16 protein-coding genes and 3 pseudogenes are annotated in these 16,962 nt (G+C 45.3%); 1 reads left to right on the forward strand and 18 read right to left on the reverse strand.

Annotated features, from left to right (window positions below; all coding sequences use genetic code 11):
* Positions 1–100: 100 nt before the first annotated feature.
* From DXA20_RS05910 to DXA20_RS05930, 5 genes and pseudogenes are all read right to left on the reverse strand, one after another.
* A complete protein-coding gene (locus DXA20_RS05910) occupies positions 101–799 on the reverse strand; it encodes a peptidoglycan recognition protein family protein (RefSeq protein ID WP_022306065.1) in 699 nt (232 codons plus the stop codon).
* Positions 800–868: 69 nt separating this feature from the next.
* A pseudogene (gene guaB / locus DXA20_RS05915) lies at positions 869–2,322 on the reverse strand (IMP dehydrogenase).
* A gap of 182 nt (positions 2,323–2,504) precedes the next feature.
* Positions 2,505–2,942, reverse strand: a complete 438-nt coding sequence (locus DXA20_RS05920; RefSeq protein ID WP_147403708.1) for a hypothetical protein — start codon at positions 2,940–2,942, stop codon at positions 2,505–2,507.
* A gap of 259 nt (positions 2,943–3,201) precedes the next feature.
* Positions 3,202–4,826 (reverse strand): annotated as a pseudogene (gene groL, locus DXA20_RS05925) (chaperonin GroEL).
* Positions 4,827–4,882: 56 nt separating this feature from the next.
* Positions 4,883–5,168 (reverse strand): annotated as a pseudogene (locus tag DXA20_RS05930) (co-chaperone GroES).
* Positions 5,169–5,471: 303 nt separating this feature from the next.
* Here DXA20_RS05930 and DXA20_RS05935 point away from each other — a divergent pair.
* Positions 5,472–6,194 carry a DUF6062 family protein gene (locus tag DXA20_RS05935; protein ID WP_118559652.1) on the forward strand — a complete coding sequence of 241 codons (723 nt, stop codon included), beginning with the start codon at positions 5,472–5,474 and terminating at the stop codon, positions 6,192–6,194.
* A 151-nt stretch (positions 6,195–6,345) separates the two neighbouring features.
* On the opposite strand, the gene DXA20_RS05940 is transcribed toward DXA20_RS05935, so the two are convergent.
* The 13 genes from DXA20_RS05940 to DXA20_RS06000 form a co-directional block, all read right to left on the reverse strand.
* Complete coding sequence (locus tag DXA20_RS05940; RefSeq protein WP_118559653.1) at positions 6,346–7,197, reverse strand: DUF2225 domain-containing protein; 852 nt, start codon at positions 7,195–7,197, stop codon at positions 6,346–6,348.
* A gap of 29 nt (positions 7,198–7,226) precedes the next feature.
* The gene (locus DXA20_RS05945) at positions 7,227–8,900 is read right to left on the reverse strand and encodes a glutamine--tRNA ligase/YqeY domain fusion protein (protein ID WP_118559692.1); all 1,674 of its coding nucleotides are present in this window, start codon (positions 8,898–8,900) and stop codon (positions 7,227–7,229) included.
* Between the two features lie 177 nt (positions 8,901–9,077).
* A complete protein-coding gene (locus DXA20_RS05950) occupies positions 9,078–9,617 on the reverse strand; it encodes a cell wall hydrolase (RefSeq protein ID WP_118559654.1) in 540 nt (179 codons plus the stop codon).
* A 343-nt stretch (positions 9,618–9,960) separates the two neighbouring features.
* Positions 9,961–10,731: a phosphoribosylformimino-5-aminoimidazole carboxamide ribotide isomerase gene (gene hisA, locus DXA20_RS05955; protein ID WP_118559655.1), complete on the reverse strand. Its 771-nt coding sequence runs from the start codon at positions 10,729–10,731 to the stop codon at positions 9,961–9,963.
* Positions 10,728–11,345: a hypothetical protein gene (locus DXA20_RS05960; RefSeq protein ID WP_118559656.1), complete on the reverse strand. Its 618-nt coding sequence runs from the start codon at positions 11,343–11,345 to the stop codon at positions 10,728–10,730. Before DXA20_RS05960 ends, hisA begins: the two co-directional genes overlap by 4 nt.
* A gap of 15 nt (positions 11,346–11,360) precedes the next feature.
* Entirely contained in the window at positions 11,361–12,110 is a 750-nt protein-coding gene (locus DXA20_RS05965; protein WP_118559657.1) for a DUF6115 domain-containing protein, read from the reverse strand.
* Between the two features lie 31 nt (positions 12,111–12,141).
* Positions 12,142–12,459: a hypothetical protein gene (locus DXA20_RS05970; protein WP_118559658.1), complete on the reverse strand. Its 318-nt coding sequence runs from the start codon at positions 12,457–12,459 to the stop codon at positions 12,142–12,144.
* A gap of 71 nt (positions 12,460–12,530) precedes the next feature.
* The gene (locus DXA20_RS05975) at positions 12,531–14,135 is read right to left on the reverse strand and encodes a DUF342 domain-containing protein (RefSeq protein ID WP_118559659.1); all 1,605 of its coding nucleotides are present in this window, start codon (positions 14,133–14,135) and stop codon (positions 12,531–12,533) included.
* A gap of 58 nt (positions 14,136–14,193) precedes the next feature.
* Positions 14,194–14,970 carry a FliA/WhiG family RNA polymerase sigma factor gene (locus DXA20_RS05980; protein WP_118559660.1) on the reverse strand — a complete coding sequence of 259 codons (777 nt, stop codon included), beginning with the start codon at positions 14,968–14,970 and terminating at the stop codon, positions 14,194–14,196.
* Positions 14,971–15,003: 33 nt separating this feature from the next.
* Positions 15,004–15,291 carry a hypothetical protein gene (locus DXA20_RS05985; protein ID WP_118559661.1) on the reverse strand — a complete coding sequence of 96 codons (288 nt, stop codon included), beginning with the start codon at positions 15,289–15,291 and terminating at the stop codon, positions 15,004–15,006.
* Between the two features lie 30 nt (positions 15,292–15,321).
* On the reverse strand, positions 15,322–15,810 hold the full coding sequence (locus DXA20_RS05990; RefSeq protein ID WP_022306082.1) for a chemotaxis protein CheD: 489 nt from the start codon (positions 15,808–15,810) through the stop codon (positions 15,322–15,324).
* A gap of 8 nt (positions 15,811–15,818) precedes the next feature.
* On the reverse strand, positions 15,819–16,436 hold the full coding sequence (locus tag DXA20_RS05995; RefSeq protein WP_118559662.1) for a chemotaxis protein CheC: 618 nt from the start codon (positions 16,434–16,436) through the stop codon (positions 15,819–15,821).
* A gap of 18 nt (positions 16,437–16,454) precedes the next feature.
* On the reverse strand, positions 16,455–16,937 hold the full coding sequence (locus DXA20_RS06000; protein WP_243100558.1) for a chemotaxis protein CheW: 483 nt from the start codon (positions 16,935–16,937) through the stop codon (positions 16,455–16,457).
* Positions 16,938–16,962 lie beyond the last annotated feature (25 nt).

The raw sequence follows: 16,962 nt of genomic DNA on the forward strand, positions 1-16,962 counted from the left end.
ACGTCAATATAGCAAAAAGAATATATACAAAATCGTATATATTCTTTCGATAAATTATATATTTCTCTGTTATTCACAAAATAAAACCGAAAAAAAAGCATCAACTTTTATACTGACTGTCTAACACTTTATTCCAGATATCCTCCCTAAGCTTCTTCCATTTGTCGGAATGCTTTACATAATATAATGGACACAGCTTTCCTGTCACATCGTAATGGCGGATGATATCATCCGGCGATTCGATCTCATACCGGTCACAGAGCCAAGCACACAGACGGATCAGAGCGTGATATGTTTTCCGGTTAAATTTGCCGTTCTTGCGGGGATGACAACATTCAATAGAGATTGTATCACTGTTCCTGTCATTCGATGCATATGCGATCTCATCCAATGGAATACATTGAACAATCTCACCCTTCAGACCGATCACGAAATGACTGCTGACTTTATTGGAGCTTATCTCTTCCTGATCCTTACGGCTCTCAAAGTAATCCCTGTTTGCCTTGGCTCCGGTTCCGGGATTTGCCGTATAATGGATCACAATCCCCTTGACGTGCTTAAGCTTTGTCCCCGGTCTGGAATTAGGATTTGTTGTCAGGAAATCCTCAGTGATCTCCGGCTGCTCAACCCGGATCTTATCGTATGCCACTACCGGATGCTTCGCAAAGTAGCGGTTATAGATAAATCCGGTCACCGATAACACCATTCCAAGTAACGCTGCCGCAACAATCCCAGCCGCTGCTACCAGAATGATATTTCTTCTGAGCTGCTGTTTTTTCTTTCTGGTCAGTTTCTTCATGTTCTCTTCCTATAGAAAAGGGATGCCGTATAAGCACCCCTTTTGATCTTGGTAAATAAGATATCCAAATTACTCTTCTACGCTGTAGTTTGGAGCCTCCTTGGTGATATGAATGTCATGAGGATGACTTTCTCTTAAGGAAGCGGCTGAAATCTTAACGAACTTTGCCTTCTCCTGCAGTGCCGGAATATTCTCAGCACCACAGTATCCCATACCGGAACGGATACCACCGATCAGCTGGAATACAGTATCCTCAACAGTTCCCTTATATGCGACACGACCCTCTACGCCTTCCGGAACAAGCTTCTTGGCATTGCTCTGGAAGTAGCGGTCCTTACTTCCGTTCTCCATGGCAGAAATAGAACCCATGCCACGGTATACCTTATACTTACGACCCTTGAACAGCTCGAAGGTTCCCGGACTCTCGTCGCAGCCTGCAAAGATACTTCCCATCATGCAGACACTTGCACCTGCAGCTAAAGCCTTTGTCATATCTCCGGAATATTTGATACCACCATCGGCGATGATAGGCACACCATACTTGTTTGCAACCTCATAAGCATCCATGATCGCTGTAATCTGTGGCACACCAATACCTGCCACGACACGTGTGGTACAGATTGATCCAGGTCCGATACCGATCTTAACACAGTCAGCACCGGCTTCGATCAGATCTCTTGTTCCCTCTCCGGTTGCTACGTTACCTGCAATGATCTGCATATCCGGGAACTCCTTACGGATCATCTTGACACAGTTGAGTACATTCTTGCTCTGTCCATGTGCGGAATCCAGTACGATACAGTCAACATGCTTCTCAGCAAGAGCAGCCACACGGTCAAGTACATTCGCGGTAATACCAACAGCAGCACCACAGAGAAGGCGTCCCTGTGCATCCTTTGCAGCCAGTGGATACTTAATCTGCTTCTCTATATCCTTAATGGTGATCAGTCCTGTTAAGTTACCCTCATCATCAACGAGTGGGAGCTTCTCCTTGCGGGAAGCAGACAGGATCTTTTTCGCTTCCTCAAGAGTGATTCCCTGCTTTGCAGTGATCAGTCCGCGGGAAGTCATAGACTCCTCAATCTTCTTGGAAAAGTCTGTCTCAAACTTGAGGTCACGGTTTGTGATGATACCAACCAGCTTTGTTCCCTCAGTGATCGGTACACCGGAAATACGGAACTTCGCCATCAGCGCATTGGCATCCTCTAATGTATGCTGTGGTGACAAATAAAACGGATCTGTGATTACTCCATTCTCTGAACGCTTAACCTTATCAACCTCATCTGCCTGTGCTTCGATCGACATATTCTTATGAATAATACCGATTCCACCCTGTCTCGCCATGCGATCGCCATACGGTTCTCTGTAACCGTGTCCATTCCTGCACTCATCATAGGAATGTTTAACTTGATAGATTTTGTCAGATGTGTCTCCAGAGACACCTGATTAGGAATAACTTCAGAATACTGTGGTACTAAGAGCACGTCATCAAAGGTAATTCCCTCAGCAATAATCTTACCCATTTTATTATCCTCCTTATCATTTTGTGTATTAGCAAACACGCAGGGGGTATTCCTGCGTGTCTAAAACATTACTATAAATATTTGAAAAATTATACACCTTTTTTATGGTAATTGTCAACAACAAAACGGCTGATTTTTAATCAATATGACCAAAAACAGCCGTTTTCCCGTGCAAAAATAAATTATTCGTCTTTTATTTTACTGCGTGATTTCATTTTCATCTGATCTAACAGACGTTCATCCGGCGTAAAACGGATCCGGATATTTCCCTTCTCTCCCTTTGCCACGACAATATAATGGTGATCCTCTTCGTTACGGGAAGAATAATCCTGCTGTGGCAGATTCTGAAAACCGTCCAGTGCATGAGATCCCTCCGGTGCCACGACCTCTACCTTTTCCAGATCAGTCCGGCACATGGTTTTTCTTGTATTCTGCGCAATAATTCGATCAAAATCAATCTGCCCGTCCACAAAAACGTACTCGTAATCAATATGTGGATTTGGAAGAAAATAGATCATTACAATGTCTGCGATCACTGCCACCAGTAATCCAATGATCTTAAACATCCCAGGAGCTGCCACCAGTGCAAGAATCGGTAAAATGACACAGGCGGCCAACATAAGCCGCCTGCGCATTGATTCTTGCTGTGTCAACCGGGAGTGTACATATGTGTCTGAATACAATCCTTCGTTATACATAGCTTTCCTTTCGTAAACACCGGTTATGGGTGTTAAAACCTCTTATATTGTTGGAAGTTTCGCAGAAACTTCTAATGCAAAATTCTTTATGATACGCTATGTGGAAGCTACCAATCACAAGTAGTTCCTAACAGCGGAAGTTTCGCAGAAACTTCTAATGCAAAATCTCTGATTTTGCTATTTACATCATACCCATTCCAGGAGCTCCACCTGCAGGCATTGCAGGAGCATCCTCCTTGATATTAGATACGACAGACTCTGTGGTCAAAAGTGTAGATGCAACACTCGTTGCGTTCTGAAGAGCACTTCTTGTTACCTTTGCAGGATCAACGATACCTGCCTGAACCATGTCAACATACTCCTCGGTCAGTGCGTTGAAGCCAACACCCGGCTCAGACTCACGAACCTTGTTGATGATAACAGCCCCCTCAAGACCTGCATTGTATGCGATCGTAAACAATGGGGCTTCAAGTGCTTTCAGGATAATGTTGGCACCAGTCTTCTCATCGCCCTCAAGACCTGCAGCAAGCTTTGCAACCTCTTTAGAAGCATGAATGTAAGCAGATCCACCACCGGAGATGATACCCTCTTCTACAGCAGCTCTTGTTGCAGCCAGAGCGTCCTCCATACGAAGCTTAGCTCCTGCATCTCTGTCTCAGTTGCAGCACCTACACGTACAACTGCTACGCCGCCGGCAAGTTTAGCCAGTCTCTCCTGAAGCTTCTCTCTGTCGAAATCAGATGTTGTTTCCTCGATCTGAGCTTTGATCTGAGCGATACGTGCTGAGATTGCATCCTGATCACCGGCACCATCAACGATAACGGTGTTCTCCTTCTGTACCTTAACAGATTTAGCACGACCAAGCTGATCCAGTGTTGTCTCTTTCAGGTCAAGACCAACCTCATCAGAGATTACAGTACCACCTGTCAGGATTGCGATATCCTCAAGCATTGCTTTTCTTCTGTCACCATAGCCTGGAGCCTTAACAGCAACTACGTTGAAGGTTCCTCTCAGACGGTTGATAACGAGTGTTGTAAGAGCCTCGCCTTCAACATCCTCAGCAATGATCAGGAGCTTAGCACCGCTCTGAACGATTTCCTCAAGAAGAGGAAGGATTTCCTGAATATTAGAAATCTTCTTATCTGTGATAAGAATGTATGGATTGTCAAGGTTTGCTTCCATCTTATCCATATCTGTACACATATAAGCAGATACATAACCACGATCAAACTGCATACCTTCTACAAGATCAAGCTCTGTATGCATTGTCTTGGACTCCTCGATCGTAATAACACCATCATTAGATACCTTTTCCATTGCATCGGCAACCATCTCACCGACACTATCATCACCAGCAGAAATAGCAGCAACACGTGCGATCTGATCCTTACCGGTTACCTTTGAGCTCATAGATGCGATTGACTCAACGGCACAATCACATGCCTTCTTCATTCCCTTACGGAGAATGATCGGGTTTGCACCTGCTGCGAGGTTCTTCATACCCTCATTTACCATTGCCTGTGCAAGTACGGTAGCGGTTGTTGTACCATCACCTGCTACATCGTTTGTCTTTGTGGCAACTTCCTTTACAAGCTGTGCGCCCATGTTTTCGAAGCCATCCTCAAGCTCAATGTCCTTTGCGATCGTAACACCATCGTTTGTGATCAGTGGTGCACCGAATGACTTATCAAGTACAACGTTTCTTCCTTTTGGTCCCAATGTAACCTTAACGGTATCTGCAAGCTTATCTACACCTGCTTCCAAAGCAGCTCTGGCATCTGCGCCAAATTTAATTTCCTTAGCCATGTTTACAAATCCTCCTATCTAAATTATAACAGTCTCGTCACTGTATGCCTGATGCATTAGCCTTCAACCTTAGCTACGATATCATTCTGGCGTACGATAATGTACTCCTCATCCTCAAGCTTTACGTTTGTTCCGGCATATTTTGAATAAATAACCTTATCGCCGATTGCGACTTCCATCTTAACTTCGTTCCATCAACAACTCCGCCCGGTCCTACAGCAATTACTTCTGCCTGCTGTGGCTTCTCCTGTGCATTTCCCGGAAGAACAATGCCGGATTTTGTGGTCTCTTCTGCTTCTAACTGTTTTAAACAACTCTGTCACCCAATGGTACTAATTTCATGAAAATGACCTCCTTATTGACTATTTTACTATTAGCACTCACTCTATCCGAGTGCTAACCATAAACATAATATATTGCATTTCGTTTTATTCTGCAAGTTTTCCAAGTTAGTGATTTTATGTATTATGAAATATATTTTATTATTTCTTCCAATATCTCCTTTTTTCTCTTTTTATCTCTTTATTACATTTTCTTTGACTGTGCAGGTCAATTGCTATATAATCATTATACAATATGATGATTTTAATCCTGTCATACATTTTGATTCCACTATCATTATTTATATAGGAAAAGGAGGACATAATGAAAGAACAGCTTTATACCATCCCGGTAAATGATGCGTTCGCCGTAGACTGTGAATGTCCGGTCTGCTCCATGTACGATTCCCTGGAGAAGGATGCGATTGAATTTACCATGGGACCAAGCTATATGGAAGATGACATCCGTATGGAGACCAACAAGATCGGCTTTTGTACCCACCATGTGAAACAGCTTTACAAGCATCAGAACCGTCTCGGTCTTGCTCTGATCCTTCACACACACATGCAGCGCACCAACCGCGATCTGGAGGATCTGCTTTCTTCTGACAAGCCGGTCAAGAAAGGGCTGTTTGCCAAGAAGACAGAGAATGCTTCCCCGGTCACGGAATATATCGAGAATCTGAATCAGTCCTGTTATATTTGCAACCGGATCGACCGGATCTTTGCCAGATATCTGGCAACCATCTATCACTGCTATGAGCATGACGAGGAGTTCCGCCGGAAGTTTGCTGCTTCAAAGGGCTTTTGCACGAAGCATTTCGGTATGCTTTACGAGGGTGCACCGTCAAGTCTTTCCGGCAAGCGCCTACCGGAGTTTATCAAGACTCTGAATGAGGTTTATCTGACCAACATGAAACGTGTTACGGATGATCTTGAGTGGTTTACCGACAAGTTTGACTACCGCAACGAGGACAAACCATGGAAGAACTCCAAGGACGCACTGCCCCGCAGTATGAATAAAACGAACAGTATTCTTCCACAATAACCGGATCCGGATGAAATATTTGTCGAACTGCAGGCAGATTACACATGTATCCTGTTACATAATCATTTTGATTTAAATATTACTTTCAATAACAATACCGGCAGATCATAGCAATATGACCTGCCGGTATTGTTTTGTATATTTTATTTCATTACGCCTTATGCATATCCTTATTTAACAGCTCCTTGATCTCCCGTGCTCTGTTCTTAATGCGATCATTAGCATCTCTGGAGATCAGCACTCTGGAGATCCAGCGGCTGGACTCCTCAAACTTGCCGATTCTTCTCGCAAGCTCAGCCAGAAGATAACTGACGGTTATCTCATCCATTCCGCACATCGGGAAGGACTCCTTGGAAAATGCCGTTTCAAAACCGGTATATGCATTCTCCAGCAGCTCCTTCTCCTGCTGCTTTAATTCCTTTAACTGTATCTTATAGTTTGGAAGCTCCTCCGAAAGCGACTCTGCCTTTCCGCGGCAGATCCACGCCATCTTCAGACAAGTATATGCCCGCTCGCTCTCCTTCGCCTTCTTGATGACGGTATTGAGCAGCGCGAGCTGGTGACGTTCCAGTGCATCATCATAGGTATAAATGCTGTCCGTGGCCGGAAGCCCCTTGAAATTTGCAGAGATATGTTCCCGTATCAGCCTTGCCTGTGCCGGCATCATAAACTTAAAGAAACGATCGAGTGCTGCATATCCGCAGTACGGACATGCCACTGCATCATATTTCAGACAGTCAACATACTGATACTTTGGGCGCAGATCCGTATCTGCCGCCAGAAGTTTCACCTTGCCGGTGCGAATCTTCTTAGAGTGAAACTCCTGATCGCATACCGGACAGACATATGTCTTCTCAAAAAGAAAATCTGCTTCTGTGGCTGCCGGTGCCTTTTTCTTTGCTTCCTGTGTATCATTTTCCTTCTTAGATGCATCCTCGAATACTTCTACCTTCTCCAATTTTCCCAGACCTAATTTTTCAAGACCGGAAAAAATGCCTTTCATGTAAACCCCTCCATTCTATGAATTGCTTATCATTTATTCGGACGGTAAGAACTCTTCAGGGATACGATCCGGTTAAATACCAGGTGATCCTTGGAGGAATCCTTAGAATCCACACAGAAATACCCATGACGGACAAACTGGAAACTTTCTGTCGGCTCTGCCTCTGCAAGTGCAGGCTCAACGAAACAGTTATCCATAACGGTCAGGGAATTTGGATTCAGATTGATGCTGCCATCCTCATTGTATACACCCTTCTCCTCGTCAACGATATTCTCGTAGAGACGAACCTCTGCCTTCTGTGCGGTATCCGCACATACCCAGTGGATCGTTCCTTTAACCTTACGTGCATTGAAGCCGGATCCACTCTTCGTCTCCGGATCATAAGTACAGTGAACTTCTGTCACATTGCCATCCTCATCAGTCACATAATCGGTGCATGTCACAAAATATGCGTTCATGAGACGAACCTCATTGCCCGGATACAGACGGAAATACTTTCTCGGCGGCTCGATCATGAAATCCTCACGGTCGATGTAAAGTTCTCTGCCAAACGGCACCTTACGGGTACCCATTTCCTCATTCTCCTGGTTATTGGAAACATCCAGATACTCAATCTCATTCTCCGGATAGTTTGTGATCACAAGCTTGATCGGATCTAAAACAGCCATCATACGCGGACGCTTCAGCTTCAGATCCTCACGGATACAATACTCGAGCATTGCATAATCCACTGAACTCTGTGACTTGGACACACCGCAAAGCTCCATAAACTTGCGGATGGACTCCGGTGTGAAACCACGGCGGCGAAGTGCAGCGATCGATACAAGACGCGGGTCATCCCAGCCGTCTACGATATGCTCCTCAACCAGTTTCTTGATATAACGCTTTCCGGTCACCACATTGGTCAGATACAGCTTGGAAAACTCAATCTGCTTTGGCGGATTCTCAAACTCCAGCTCACGTACCACCCAGTCATAAAGAGGACGATGATCCTCAAACTCGAGTGTACAGATAGAGTGGCTGATTCCCTCGATTGCATCCTCGATCGGATGTGCGAAATCGTACATCGGGTAAATGCACCACTTATCTCCTGTATTATGATGATTCATATGTGCCACACGGTAAATGATCGGATCACGCATGTTGATATTCGGTGATGCCATATCGATCTTGGCACGAAGCACCTTCTCTCCATCCTGAAACTCATCATTCTTCATGCGTTCAAACAGATCTAAGTTCTCCTCGATCGAACGCTCTCTATACGGACTGTCCTTGCCCGGCTCTGTCAAGGTACCACGGTATTCTCTAATCTCATCCGCTGTCAGATCACAAACATAAGCCTTGCCCTTTTTGATCAGCTTCACTGCACACTCATACATCTGATCAAAGTAATCGGATGCATAATATACCTGTGCCGGATCAAGATCACCGCAGATCCACTTGACATCCTCCATGATCGAATCAACGAACTCGGTCTTTTCTTTCATCGGATTCGTATCATCGAAGCGAAGATGAAAAGTACCATTGTACTCTTCTGCCAGTCCTGAATTTAACAAAATCGACTTGGCATGTCCGATATGCAGATATCCATTCGGCTCCGGTGGAAATCTGGTCACTACCTTTTTGCAATGACCCTCTTCGATGTCCTTGTCGATGATATTCTCGATAAAATTACGGGAAACCACCTCTGTCTCCTCTGTCATATTCTCTAATTCTTTACTCACTGTGTCTCCTCCTTTGGTGACAAAATACTTTTAATATCATACCACAATAAATGGTTTTCGCAAAGACATTTTTTTGACAGTACCTGTAACTGCACCTGTAGCATGAAAAAAGAGCTTCCTCTCGGAAACCCTTTCCTGTATCATTCTGAATCATTCTTACTTAAAACGGTGTCCTCCCAGACGGAATCTTGCGCCGGAAAGATATACACTGAAAAAGTGAAAGCTGTCAAAGTTCTTCTTAGAACCACGGTACATGATATAATCCTGTCCGGATAAAACTTTCTTCGCCGCCTTGATGCAGTCCTTCCACTGGCTGCTGCCGGTACGACCTGCATCATACTGCGCCAGACGCTTGTTTAATGCACCGTTGCGAACCGGTGAAAACTGCCCTCTCTGGTAAATAACCTTGCGGATCGTATTCGGAAATGCCTTTGATGAGACACGGTTCATTACGACGATACCAACTGCTAACTTGCCCTGGTAGCTTTCTCCACCAGCCTCACAGTTAATGATGGATGCCATAAGACGAAGATCTGACTTTTTATAAGACTTCTTAGATGATGTTTTGTTCTGTGTATTGACTGCAGCCTTTGTCGATGTGCCGGCAGCCTTTGCAGCAGCAAATACTGAGTTCTTTGAGAAACCAATAACCAAGATTGTTAATAGTATGAGTGTTGCATATTTTTTAAACTTCATGATAACCTCCTGAATGAAAGTAACAACGCAGTGTATTTTGCCGTAGTGTTCTTGTCGGGCAACTGCCTGTTGCTTAACATTTATGTAACAATTATATCACATTATTTTAAAAAATCAACCCAATTTGCAATATCTAAATTTCACGGATCGTCACAAGGTACATTTTTATATAAATAATTCACAAAAATCGACAGGAAATTGCGTCACTTTTAATGCATTGTGACATATTCCCTGTCGATTTGTAATTTTCTATATTAGTTGATGTAATATTTGTAACAATTTCATGTGTAATATTTGTAACAATCTTTCAATAAATCGGCTTTACAGCCTGCAAAGCCTTTATTTATCGGTATTTGAGCATATCCTGATAGACTAGATTACCACCAAAAAGATCAAGGGAACTGCCAATTGTAAAATCTAATCTCTTCTGCCCCTTCGACTCCAGATAGGCGAGATCCTCCATGGAATGGATACCACCTGCGTAGGTGACCGGACAGATATTTTCATGTCCCAGGAAGGAAACAAGCTCACGCTCCACACCGTTTTGTCTGCCCTCAACATCCACTGCATGTACGAGAAATTCATCACAGTAATCCTGAAGCATAAGCATGGTTTCTGTCGTCAACCGTACATTTGTCTTATTCTGCCAGCGATCCGTCATAATATAGTAGCCATCCTCATATCGTCTGCAGCTTAGATCAAGCACAAGCCTGTCCTTACCGGTCAGAGCAGATAATGCCTTTAATCGTTCAAAGTCAACTGCGCCATTTCGGAAAACATACGATGTTACGATCACATGGCTTGCTCCCATATCCAGAAAATGCTCTGCATTCTCCAGACAGATTCCGCCTCCGATCTGCATTCCACCCTGAAATGCATTTAAGGCTCCCTGTGCCTGACGTAAATCAGCCTCATACCACTCGCTTCCCACCGGATTGAGCAGAATAATATGACCGCCATAAAAGCCATCCCTGCGGTACATGTCGGCATAATAGGCTCCATCATATTCTGAGACATAATTATTGTGTGCCTGCCCCCCGGCATCCCTGAGACTTCCGCCGACAATCTGCTTTACGGAGCCGTTGTGAATGTCTATACATGGTCGAAATCTCATTTTGATGTTATCTCCTTTGCAATCTCTTTAAAATCCGCATCCTTAGATATGGTATAATGGCCTATTTTAATCTTACTGCTGTAGCCATTATCCTCCAGATACTGATCAAACTTTTTCGCATCCGATACCAGACCAAGATTCTCCAGCTTCTGGCTCACACGATAAGACCACTCTCCGGCATGGATCGTAAATTCCTTCGTTGATTTATCGAAATCTTTCTTGATCTTATCTTTTTCTTTTTTAAACTCTTCATCGGTTGCCGCTGTTTTAGAAACACTTTTATCCGGTTTGGATGTTGCCTTGGCTGTCTTTTGTTCTGTTTCAGCTGTTGTCTCCGGCTTTGCGGTTGCCTGTACAGCTTTCGGCTCCGTGCTTGCAGCTCCCGCCTCCGGCGATGCACCTGCAGCCTCCTCCTTCGGTGCAGCACTTGTCTTTGCTTTCGGTGCTGCCGTCTCAAATAATTTTTCATCGGAATCCGCATATGTCATGCCAAGCTGTCTGGCTTTCCTTATCACTGCCGTGTCTGAGGTTCTCATCAGACAGGAGATTCCAAGGATCACCGCTGCAAACAAAACACCTGTTCCAAATCCACGCATAAAGGATTTCTTATCCATAATACCCTACCTTTCTTATCGACTCGCTTTGTATAGATCGATCACAAGCTTTACTTCTCCCTGACCGATCGAAAGCAGCTTCGAAATATCAAAGACAGAGTTTCCTTCTTTATAAAGCTTTATAATTTCTGCATTGTGATTGTTTGGATTTTCTGATGCAACATCCTCCGAATCATCCTCTTCAACGGTTTCACGGGCTGCCCTGCTCTTTTTCTCCAGATCCTTCGTAAGCTTCTGCGCCTGCGTACTCTTCAGATTCTTATTTTTCTTTTTCTTTTGAGCTTCGTCCGGCTGCCTGTTCGTATCTTCCGGCTGCGAGGCTTCTGCCTCCACAGCAATACGGCTGCCCTGAAGTTTTTTCAATGCATCCATCATCTTCTGATATTCCTGCGCTGTCTCATTATGGATCTGCGCTTTGACCGAATCGACATGATGAACAAGGTCTTTGACGTCCTCCTCCTTTTCTTTGAGCATATCATACAGGAATACTACCTCTTCATGATTTTTTGTCATACGCGCGAGCACTTCCTCGGAATATTCATTCATTCCAAGCAGCTTGTCATTGGAAATCCGGCTCAGCTCCTCCGATGCGGAGTTGATCACCTCTTCCTTATACTGTTCCATCTCCTCCCTGACCTGTTTGGAATCCTCTGACCGGACCGGTGTACTGTCTGCGTTCGTTTCAGACGGCTCCCCGGATACCCGAAAGCTGAATATCACTGCTCCAAGTCCAATCGCTATCATTATCAATTCTACTGCTAACATGTTTTTACTCCTCTTTTGTTGTTCATTATGGCTAAATCTTCATATCAAAAAAGCTTCCACCGATTTTCGGATCCTTGTTTTCTTCCTTCGATGTTTCCCCTGACTGTCTCTTACCGCGTCCCCCTGAACCGTCCTGACGTCTCCGTCTCTCATCATCGCGCATGTTGTATTCTTTATTCTCTGCCTTTGTACGACGGATGGTCTGATGGGAATTCTTCTGTACCTGCTGCTGCACCTGCGATGCAACCTCCTGCTGTGACTGCTCGTAACGCACCTGATCACCATGCTGTATCTGGGATACCTCCTGAGACTTTGGAGGCATTGTTATATAATCAATTGTCAAAGACATAAATAATCACACCTTTCCGGTCTTTTGCAGACCAAATGCCGCAAAAGCTTTTACGCTGTATACAAAGCTTATCAGATTGCTCTGATGCGGATGTCAGCCCCGTCCCGCACAAATGCACTGTGCTGTACCTCTGAGTTGATGTTGGTGCTTACGGATGAAATGGTCATCTTGACGCCCGGATACACGATATTCTCCGCAACAATGCGTCCGCTGTCCTTTTTCCTGATCTCCTCGGAAAGTCCGGCACGCTCTGCCTCATTATCCTTCAATGCCGCATCGATCTCCTTGATCCGAAGCCCTGCACGTTTCATGGATGCGAGCTTTTCTTCATCGAGCTTTCCCTGTGTGTCCAGCCGCTTCTTAAGAAGAAGCACATTCTGCACCAGTGATTCCCGTTCCAATGCCAGCTGCTCTGCATCCTTTTCCAGTAAATGATACCGCTCAACGAGCTTCGGGTCAATCCCAACTTCTAACACCGTTGTAGTTCCCATTGTAGAGCCGATCGTTTTTGCTTCGATCCTCGTCTTTGTTTTCAATGCACCGCCGGTGATCATGCCACGTTTTCCTCTGGCAATAATATCATCCTCCGCTGTCACATGACTGTGCATGATGGCATCAGTAATCACTCTTCCTCCGCACTCAACGGATGCGCTTTCGATAAAATTGCTGATCACATCTCCCCCTGCCTCAAGCGATGCCTGTCCTTTTCCCTGGATTCCACGCTTCAGAACGATCTTTCCGGCGGTTACAAGTTTTGCTCCCTCCACAACGCCATTGACAATGATGTCTCCGGTTGCCTTGATTGTATAACCGGTCAGCACATTTCCCTTGACAACAACACTTCCGTCATAGTCGATATCGCCGGTTGAAGCACCTACATCAGCAGGTACTTCATACTGATTCGATACAAACACCGTCTCATCGACCAGCGTGACATTACCGGAAACATCCGAATACATCTCTAAACCATCCTCAGACAGATGAATATTTCTGCCATGCTTTAAAATACGCTGCACGACCTTTTGGGGCTTAAATTCTTCCCCCATCACATCTATGCCGCTGATCCCCGTATCTGCCGGCGCAAGTGTGGCAAGATGCTGTCCCTCACGCACATGCTCGATCATGTCCAGATGGTGAAAGTCTACGTTGCCCGACTCGTCCATTGCCGGATGGCAGGTTTTATCAACGTCAAAGTGATAGGTGATCTTCGCATCTCTTCCCTGTACCGGAGGCTTTGCCTTGGCGATCAGTACATCCGTACAGTAAAGATGTGCTTTTAACAAAAGCGCTGCGTTTTCTTTCAGGATACCATACTGAACGCCGTTTTGCCCGATCCGTTCCAAAAGCTCCTTGAGCGAAAGTCGCTTTCCTCCGCTTGATGGGGGATAAAGGCGGATCTTTGCAAACTTCCTCTCCGGATCGATCGTGACCACCGGAAACTCATTTTCCGGCAAGATCTTTCCGATCATGATCCGTTTCTCAGCATTTACCGTTTCTGACGCTTTCTGCACAAAAGAGGTGATGTCATCCACCGAAACGTCCATGATCTTTTTCTGCTCCAGATAATATAAAATATCGTCAACTGAAAGTGGCGCGCCTCCCTCCAATGCCGGATAAGACTTCAGATAGACGCCGTCCTGCTTTTGTACAAGCTGAAAAAATGCATTTCTTTTCATACGAATCTCCTCCCTGTATCATCTCTAAAATGCGAGGCTGCCACAGCACCGCGGCAGCCTATATGTTCCAGATACCAAGGACTCCCATATTCTCAGTGCCTAGTTTTTCTTTCATTTTACGAAGTGATTTAGTATGAAGCTGTGATACTCTGGACTCCGACACATCCAGAATACTGCTGATCTCTTTTAAGGTCATTTCTTCATAATAATAAAGTGCGATCACCTTCTGCTCCTTCTCGGTCAGTTCGTTGATTGCCTCTGCAAGAAGCCGCTTAAGATCCTGACGTTCCACTACCTGCTCCGGCTGTAAGAATGCCGCCTTATTGCCCTCCTCTGCCTTAACTTCGCTGCCCTGTTCCAGATACTCATCCAGAGAGACAAGATTCGCCACCTGTGTCTGATTGACCATGGCATCCAGTTCCTCTAACGATACCTGAAGCTCTTCGGCAAGTTCCTCGCTGGTCGGCGTTCTTCCAAGCACACTCTCCAGATGACTTGCCGCCGTATCCAGCTTCTTCTGCTTCTGACGCAGTGTTCTCGGTATCCAGTCAAGCTTACGGATCTGATCCAGAATCGAACCGCGGATCCGCAGGCTGGCATACGTCTCAAACTTAACGCCCTTTGTCAGTTCAAACTTATCAATCGCATCGATCAGACCAAATATCCCATAACCGGTCAGATCATCATATTCAACCGTATACCCGAGATACATTCCCATTCTTCCGGCAACAACCTTGACCAATGGCACATACTCAATGATCAGCTTTTCTCTTAGCTTTGGGCTGCGCGTTTTGATGTATTCTTCCCATACGGCGGTTCTTTCCTTCTCATTCATAAATTCCCCTCATCCCTGTATGAAGCCTGCTGCTTAGTGATCCGATGTCTCCTCTGCTTCTTCCGACTCTGATGATTCCTCCTGTGCAGCTTCCTGCGCTTCCTTTACCATTTCATCCGTCACTTCCTTGACGAAACGGTTGCTGACCATAACCCTCTCGATAATATGTCTTGCCAGACATCCTATGATATAGAAAATGATAAGCGCTGCCAGCAGGATCTCAAGACTGTATGTCGTATCCATATGGCGTACGATCGATACAATACATACCACAGCCCCGGCAAGCAGTGTGATCACTTTCGGAATATACTCTGTCTTCAAAATTTTTCTCCTCCGGGGGATTCCCCTGATCTATATAATCTTTTCCGGCTTGCCAACGGATTTTATCAGAAAATCCCCGGTTTCCGGATAAAATTCAACGGTTCGCCCGTAATTGGCTCCGGTATCTTCCGCCAGAATACGGATCCCGAGTTCCTTTAGCTTCGCCTTTACAGCCTCAACGTTGCGCTCTCCTACCCGCAGCATGTCATTGTTGGTGCTGAACGCAAACATCTGCGCTCCCCCGGCAATCTTTGCCGTGAGCATTGAACAGTTTGCACCTTCGTTCCGAAGCATTTCGATCAGAAGATCGATTCCGGTATCTGCAAATTTTGCTTTGTTCTGATTCTGACGAACCTTTGTGCTGTCCGGAAGCATCACATGTGCCAGACCCGCAGTTCTGGTCGTTCGGTCGTACAAAACGACACCGACACAGGATCCGAGTCCCAGTGTTGTAATCGCCCCCGGAGCATGACAGACATTTACGTCCGCCATTCCGACTTTGATCATTCCTTCACTCATTTTGCCACCTACATTCCTAATGAATTCAATATATGTGCATAAGATTCCATTGTAGGTATTAAAATGAAATACCCGCAAACATCCATTTCTTCATCCCGAAACTGGGACTCGATCAGGAGTGCTTTGTCTCCAAGCTTTCCAAATTCAATCGCAGGAACACTTAAAATGGCTCCTGCCATGTCCACCGCAAGGCTTGGAACGGTCGGGATAATGCTTAAGTTTGTAAGCTGGGATATCGCGGTGAGGTAAGCTCCGGCAATGATATTGCCGATCTCCAAAAGTGCCGATAATTCCATCTCGGTAAACTCATCGGTTACATCGCTTCCATCGCTTCCCATCAGGCGGTGTACCAGATGGTGTGCTGCATTGTTTTCCAGAACAAACAGCATAGATCCCTCAATATCTCCCTCAAGGCTCAGCAGGATTCCTGCCACCAGCTCCTCCGCTCCACCAAGAATCTCTGCCAGATCCTTAAATGCGAGCAGCTCAACCTTTGGAACATACATATCTACCCTTCCATTGATCAGCTTCGCAAGAGCCGTTGTGGCATTTCCTGCTCCGATATTGCCGATCTCTGTCAGAATATCAAACTCCATCTCTTCAATCTTATCTTCCTTGATCTGCATGGATGTCACCTCATATCATTATGATACTGCTTCTTTGTCATTTACCACATTTGCAATGTTAAGCAATGAGATCAGTCCGTCCGCCTGCTTTCCAATGCCACTAAGATACTGTATTCTTGAATCACCTGCACTGTCTGCACTTGTCGGCTTGTCTATGGCATCCTCCGACAGGGTCACAACCTCCTTGACCTCATCCACAATAATTCCGATGGCGGAATGCTGCTCAAGCTTAATGATAATGATCCTGGTTGCGTTTGTATATTCATCCGGTTCCAGATCAAACTTCAGACGAAGACTCATGACAGGGATAACCTCACCACGCAAATTGATCACACCCTTGAAGTAATGCTGTGCCTTTGGTACTCTTGTGATTCTCTGGTTGCGGACGATATTATCCACATACTGTATGTCAATGCCATACTGCTCTGAGCCGAGCCGTACAACAATATACTGCTTTTCATTTGCTACCGTGTCCATATTCTGTACATTACCGTTGTTCATATTACCCCTCCATTCTCAGCCAGCG

Source organism: Roseburia sp. AM59-24XD (assembly GCF_003478445.1).
Lineage (GTDB): Bacteria > Bacillota > Clostridia > Lachnospirales > Lachnospiraceae > Jutongia.

Excerpts from the sequence above, each read along its gene's own strand:
- DXA20_RS05910 (WP_022306065.1), bottom strand. The coding sequence starts at position 799 with ATGAAGAAACTGACCAGAAAGAAAAAACAGCAGCTCAGAAGAAATATC.
- DXA20_RS05920 (WP_147403708.1), bottom strand. The coding sequence starts at position 2,942 with ATGTTGGCCGCCTGTGTCATTTTACCGATTCTTGCACTGGTGGCAGCT.
- DXA20_RS05935 (WP_118559652.1), top strand. The coding sequence starts at position 5,472 with ATGAAAGAACAGCTTTATACCATCCCGGTAAATGATGCGTTCGCCGTA.
- DXA20_RS05940 (WP_118559653.1), bottom strand. The coding sequence starts at position 7,197 with ATGAAAGGCATTTTTTCCGGTCTTGAAAAATTAGGTCTGGGAAAATTG.
- DXA20_RS05945 (WP_118559692.1), bottom strand. The coding sequence starts at position 8,900 with ATGACAGAGGAGACAGAGGTGGTTTCCCGTAATTTTATCGAGAATATC.
- DXA20_RS05950 (WP_118559654.1), bottom strand. The coding sequence starts at position 9,617 with ATGAAGTTTAAAAAATATGCAACACTCATACTATTAACAATCTTGGTT.
- hisA (WP_118559655.1), bottom strand. The coding sequence starts at position 10,731 with ATGAGATTTCGACCATGTATAGACATTCACAACGGCTCCGTAAAGCAG.
- DXA20_RS05960 (WP_118559656.1), bottom strand. The coding sequence starts at position 11,345 with ATGGATAAGAAATCCTTTATGCGTGGATTTGGAACAGGTGTTTTGTTT.
- DXA20_RS05965 (WP_118559657.1), bottom strand. The coding sequence starts at position 12,110 with ATGTTAGCAGTAGAATTGATAATGATAGCGATTGGACTTGGAGCAGTG.
- DXA20_RS05970 (WP_118559658.1), bottom strand. The coding sequence starts at position 12,459 with ATGTCTTTGACAATTGATTATATAACAATGCCTCCAAAGTCTCAGGAG.
- DXA20_RS05975 (WP_118559659.1), bottom strand. The coding sequence starts at position 14,135 with ATGAAAAGAAATGCATTTTTTCAGCTTGTACAAAAGCAGGACGGCGTC.
- DXA20_RS05980 (WP_118559660.1), bottom strand. The coding sequence starts at position 14,970 with ATGAATGAGAAGGAAAGAACCGCCGTATGGGAAGAATACATCAAAACG.
- DXA20_RS05990 (WP_022306082.1), bottom strand. The coding sequence starts at position 15,810 with ATGAGTGAAGGAATGATCAAAGTCGGAATGGCGGACGTAAATGTCTGT.
- DXA20_RS05995 (WP_118559662.1), bottom strand. The coding sequence starts at position 16,436 with ATGCAGATCAAGGAAGATAAGATTGAAGAGATGGAGTTTGATATTCTG.
- DXA20_RS06000 (WP_243100558.1), bottom strand. The coding sequence starts at position 16,937 with ATGAACAACGGTAATGTACAGAATATGGACACGGTAGCAAATGAAAAG.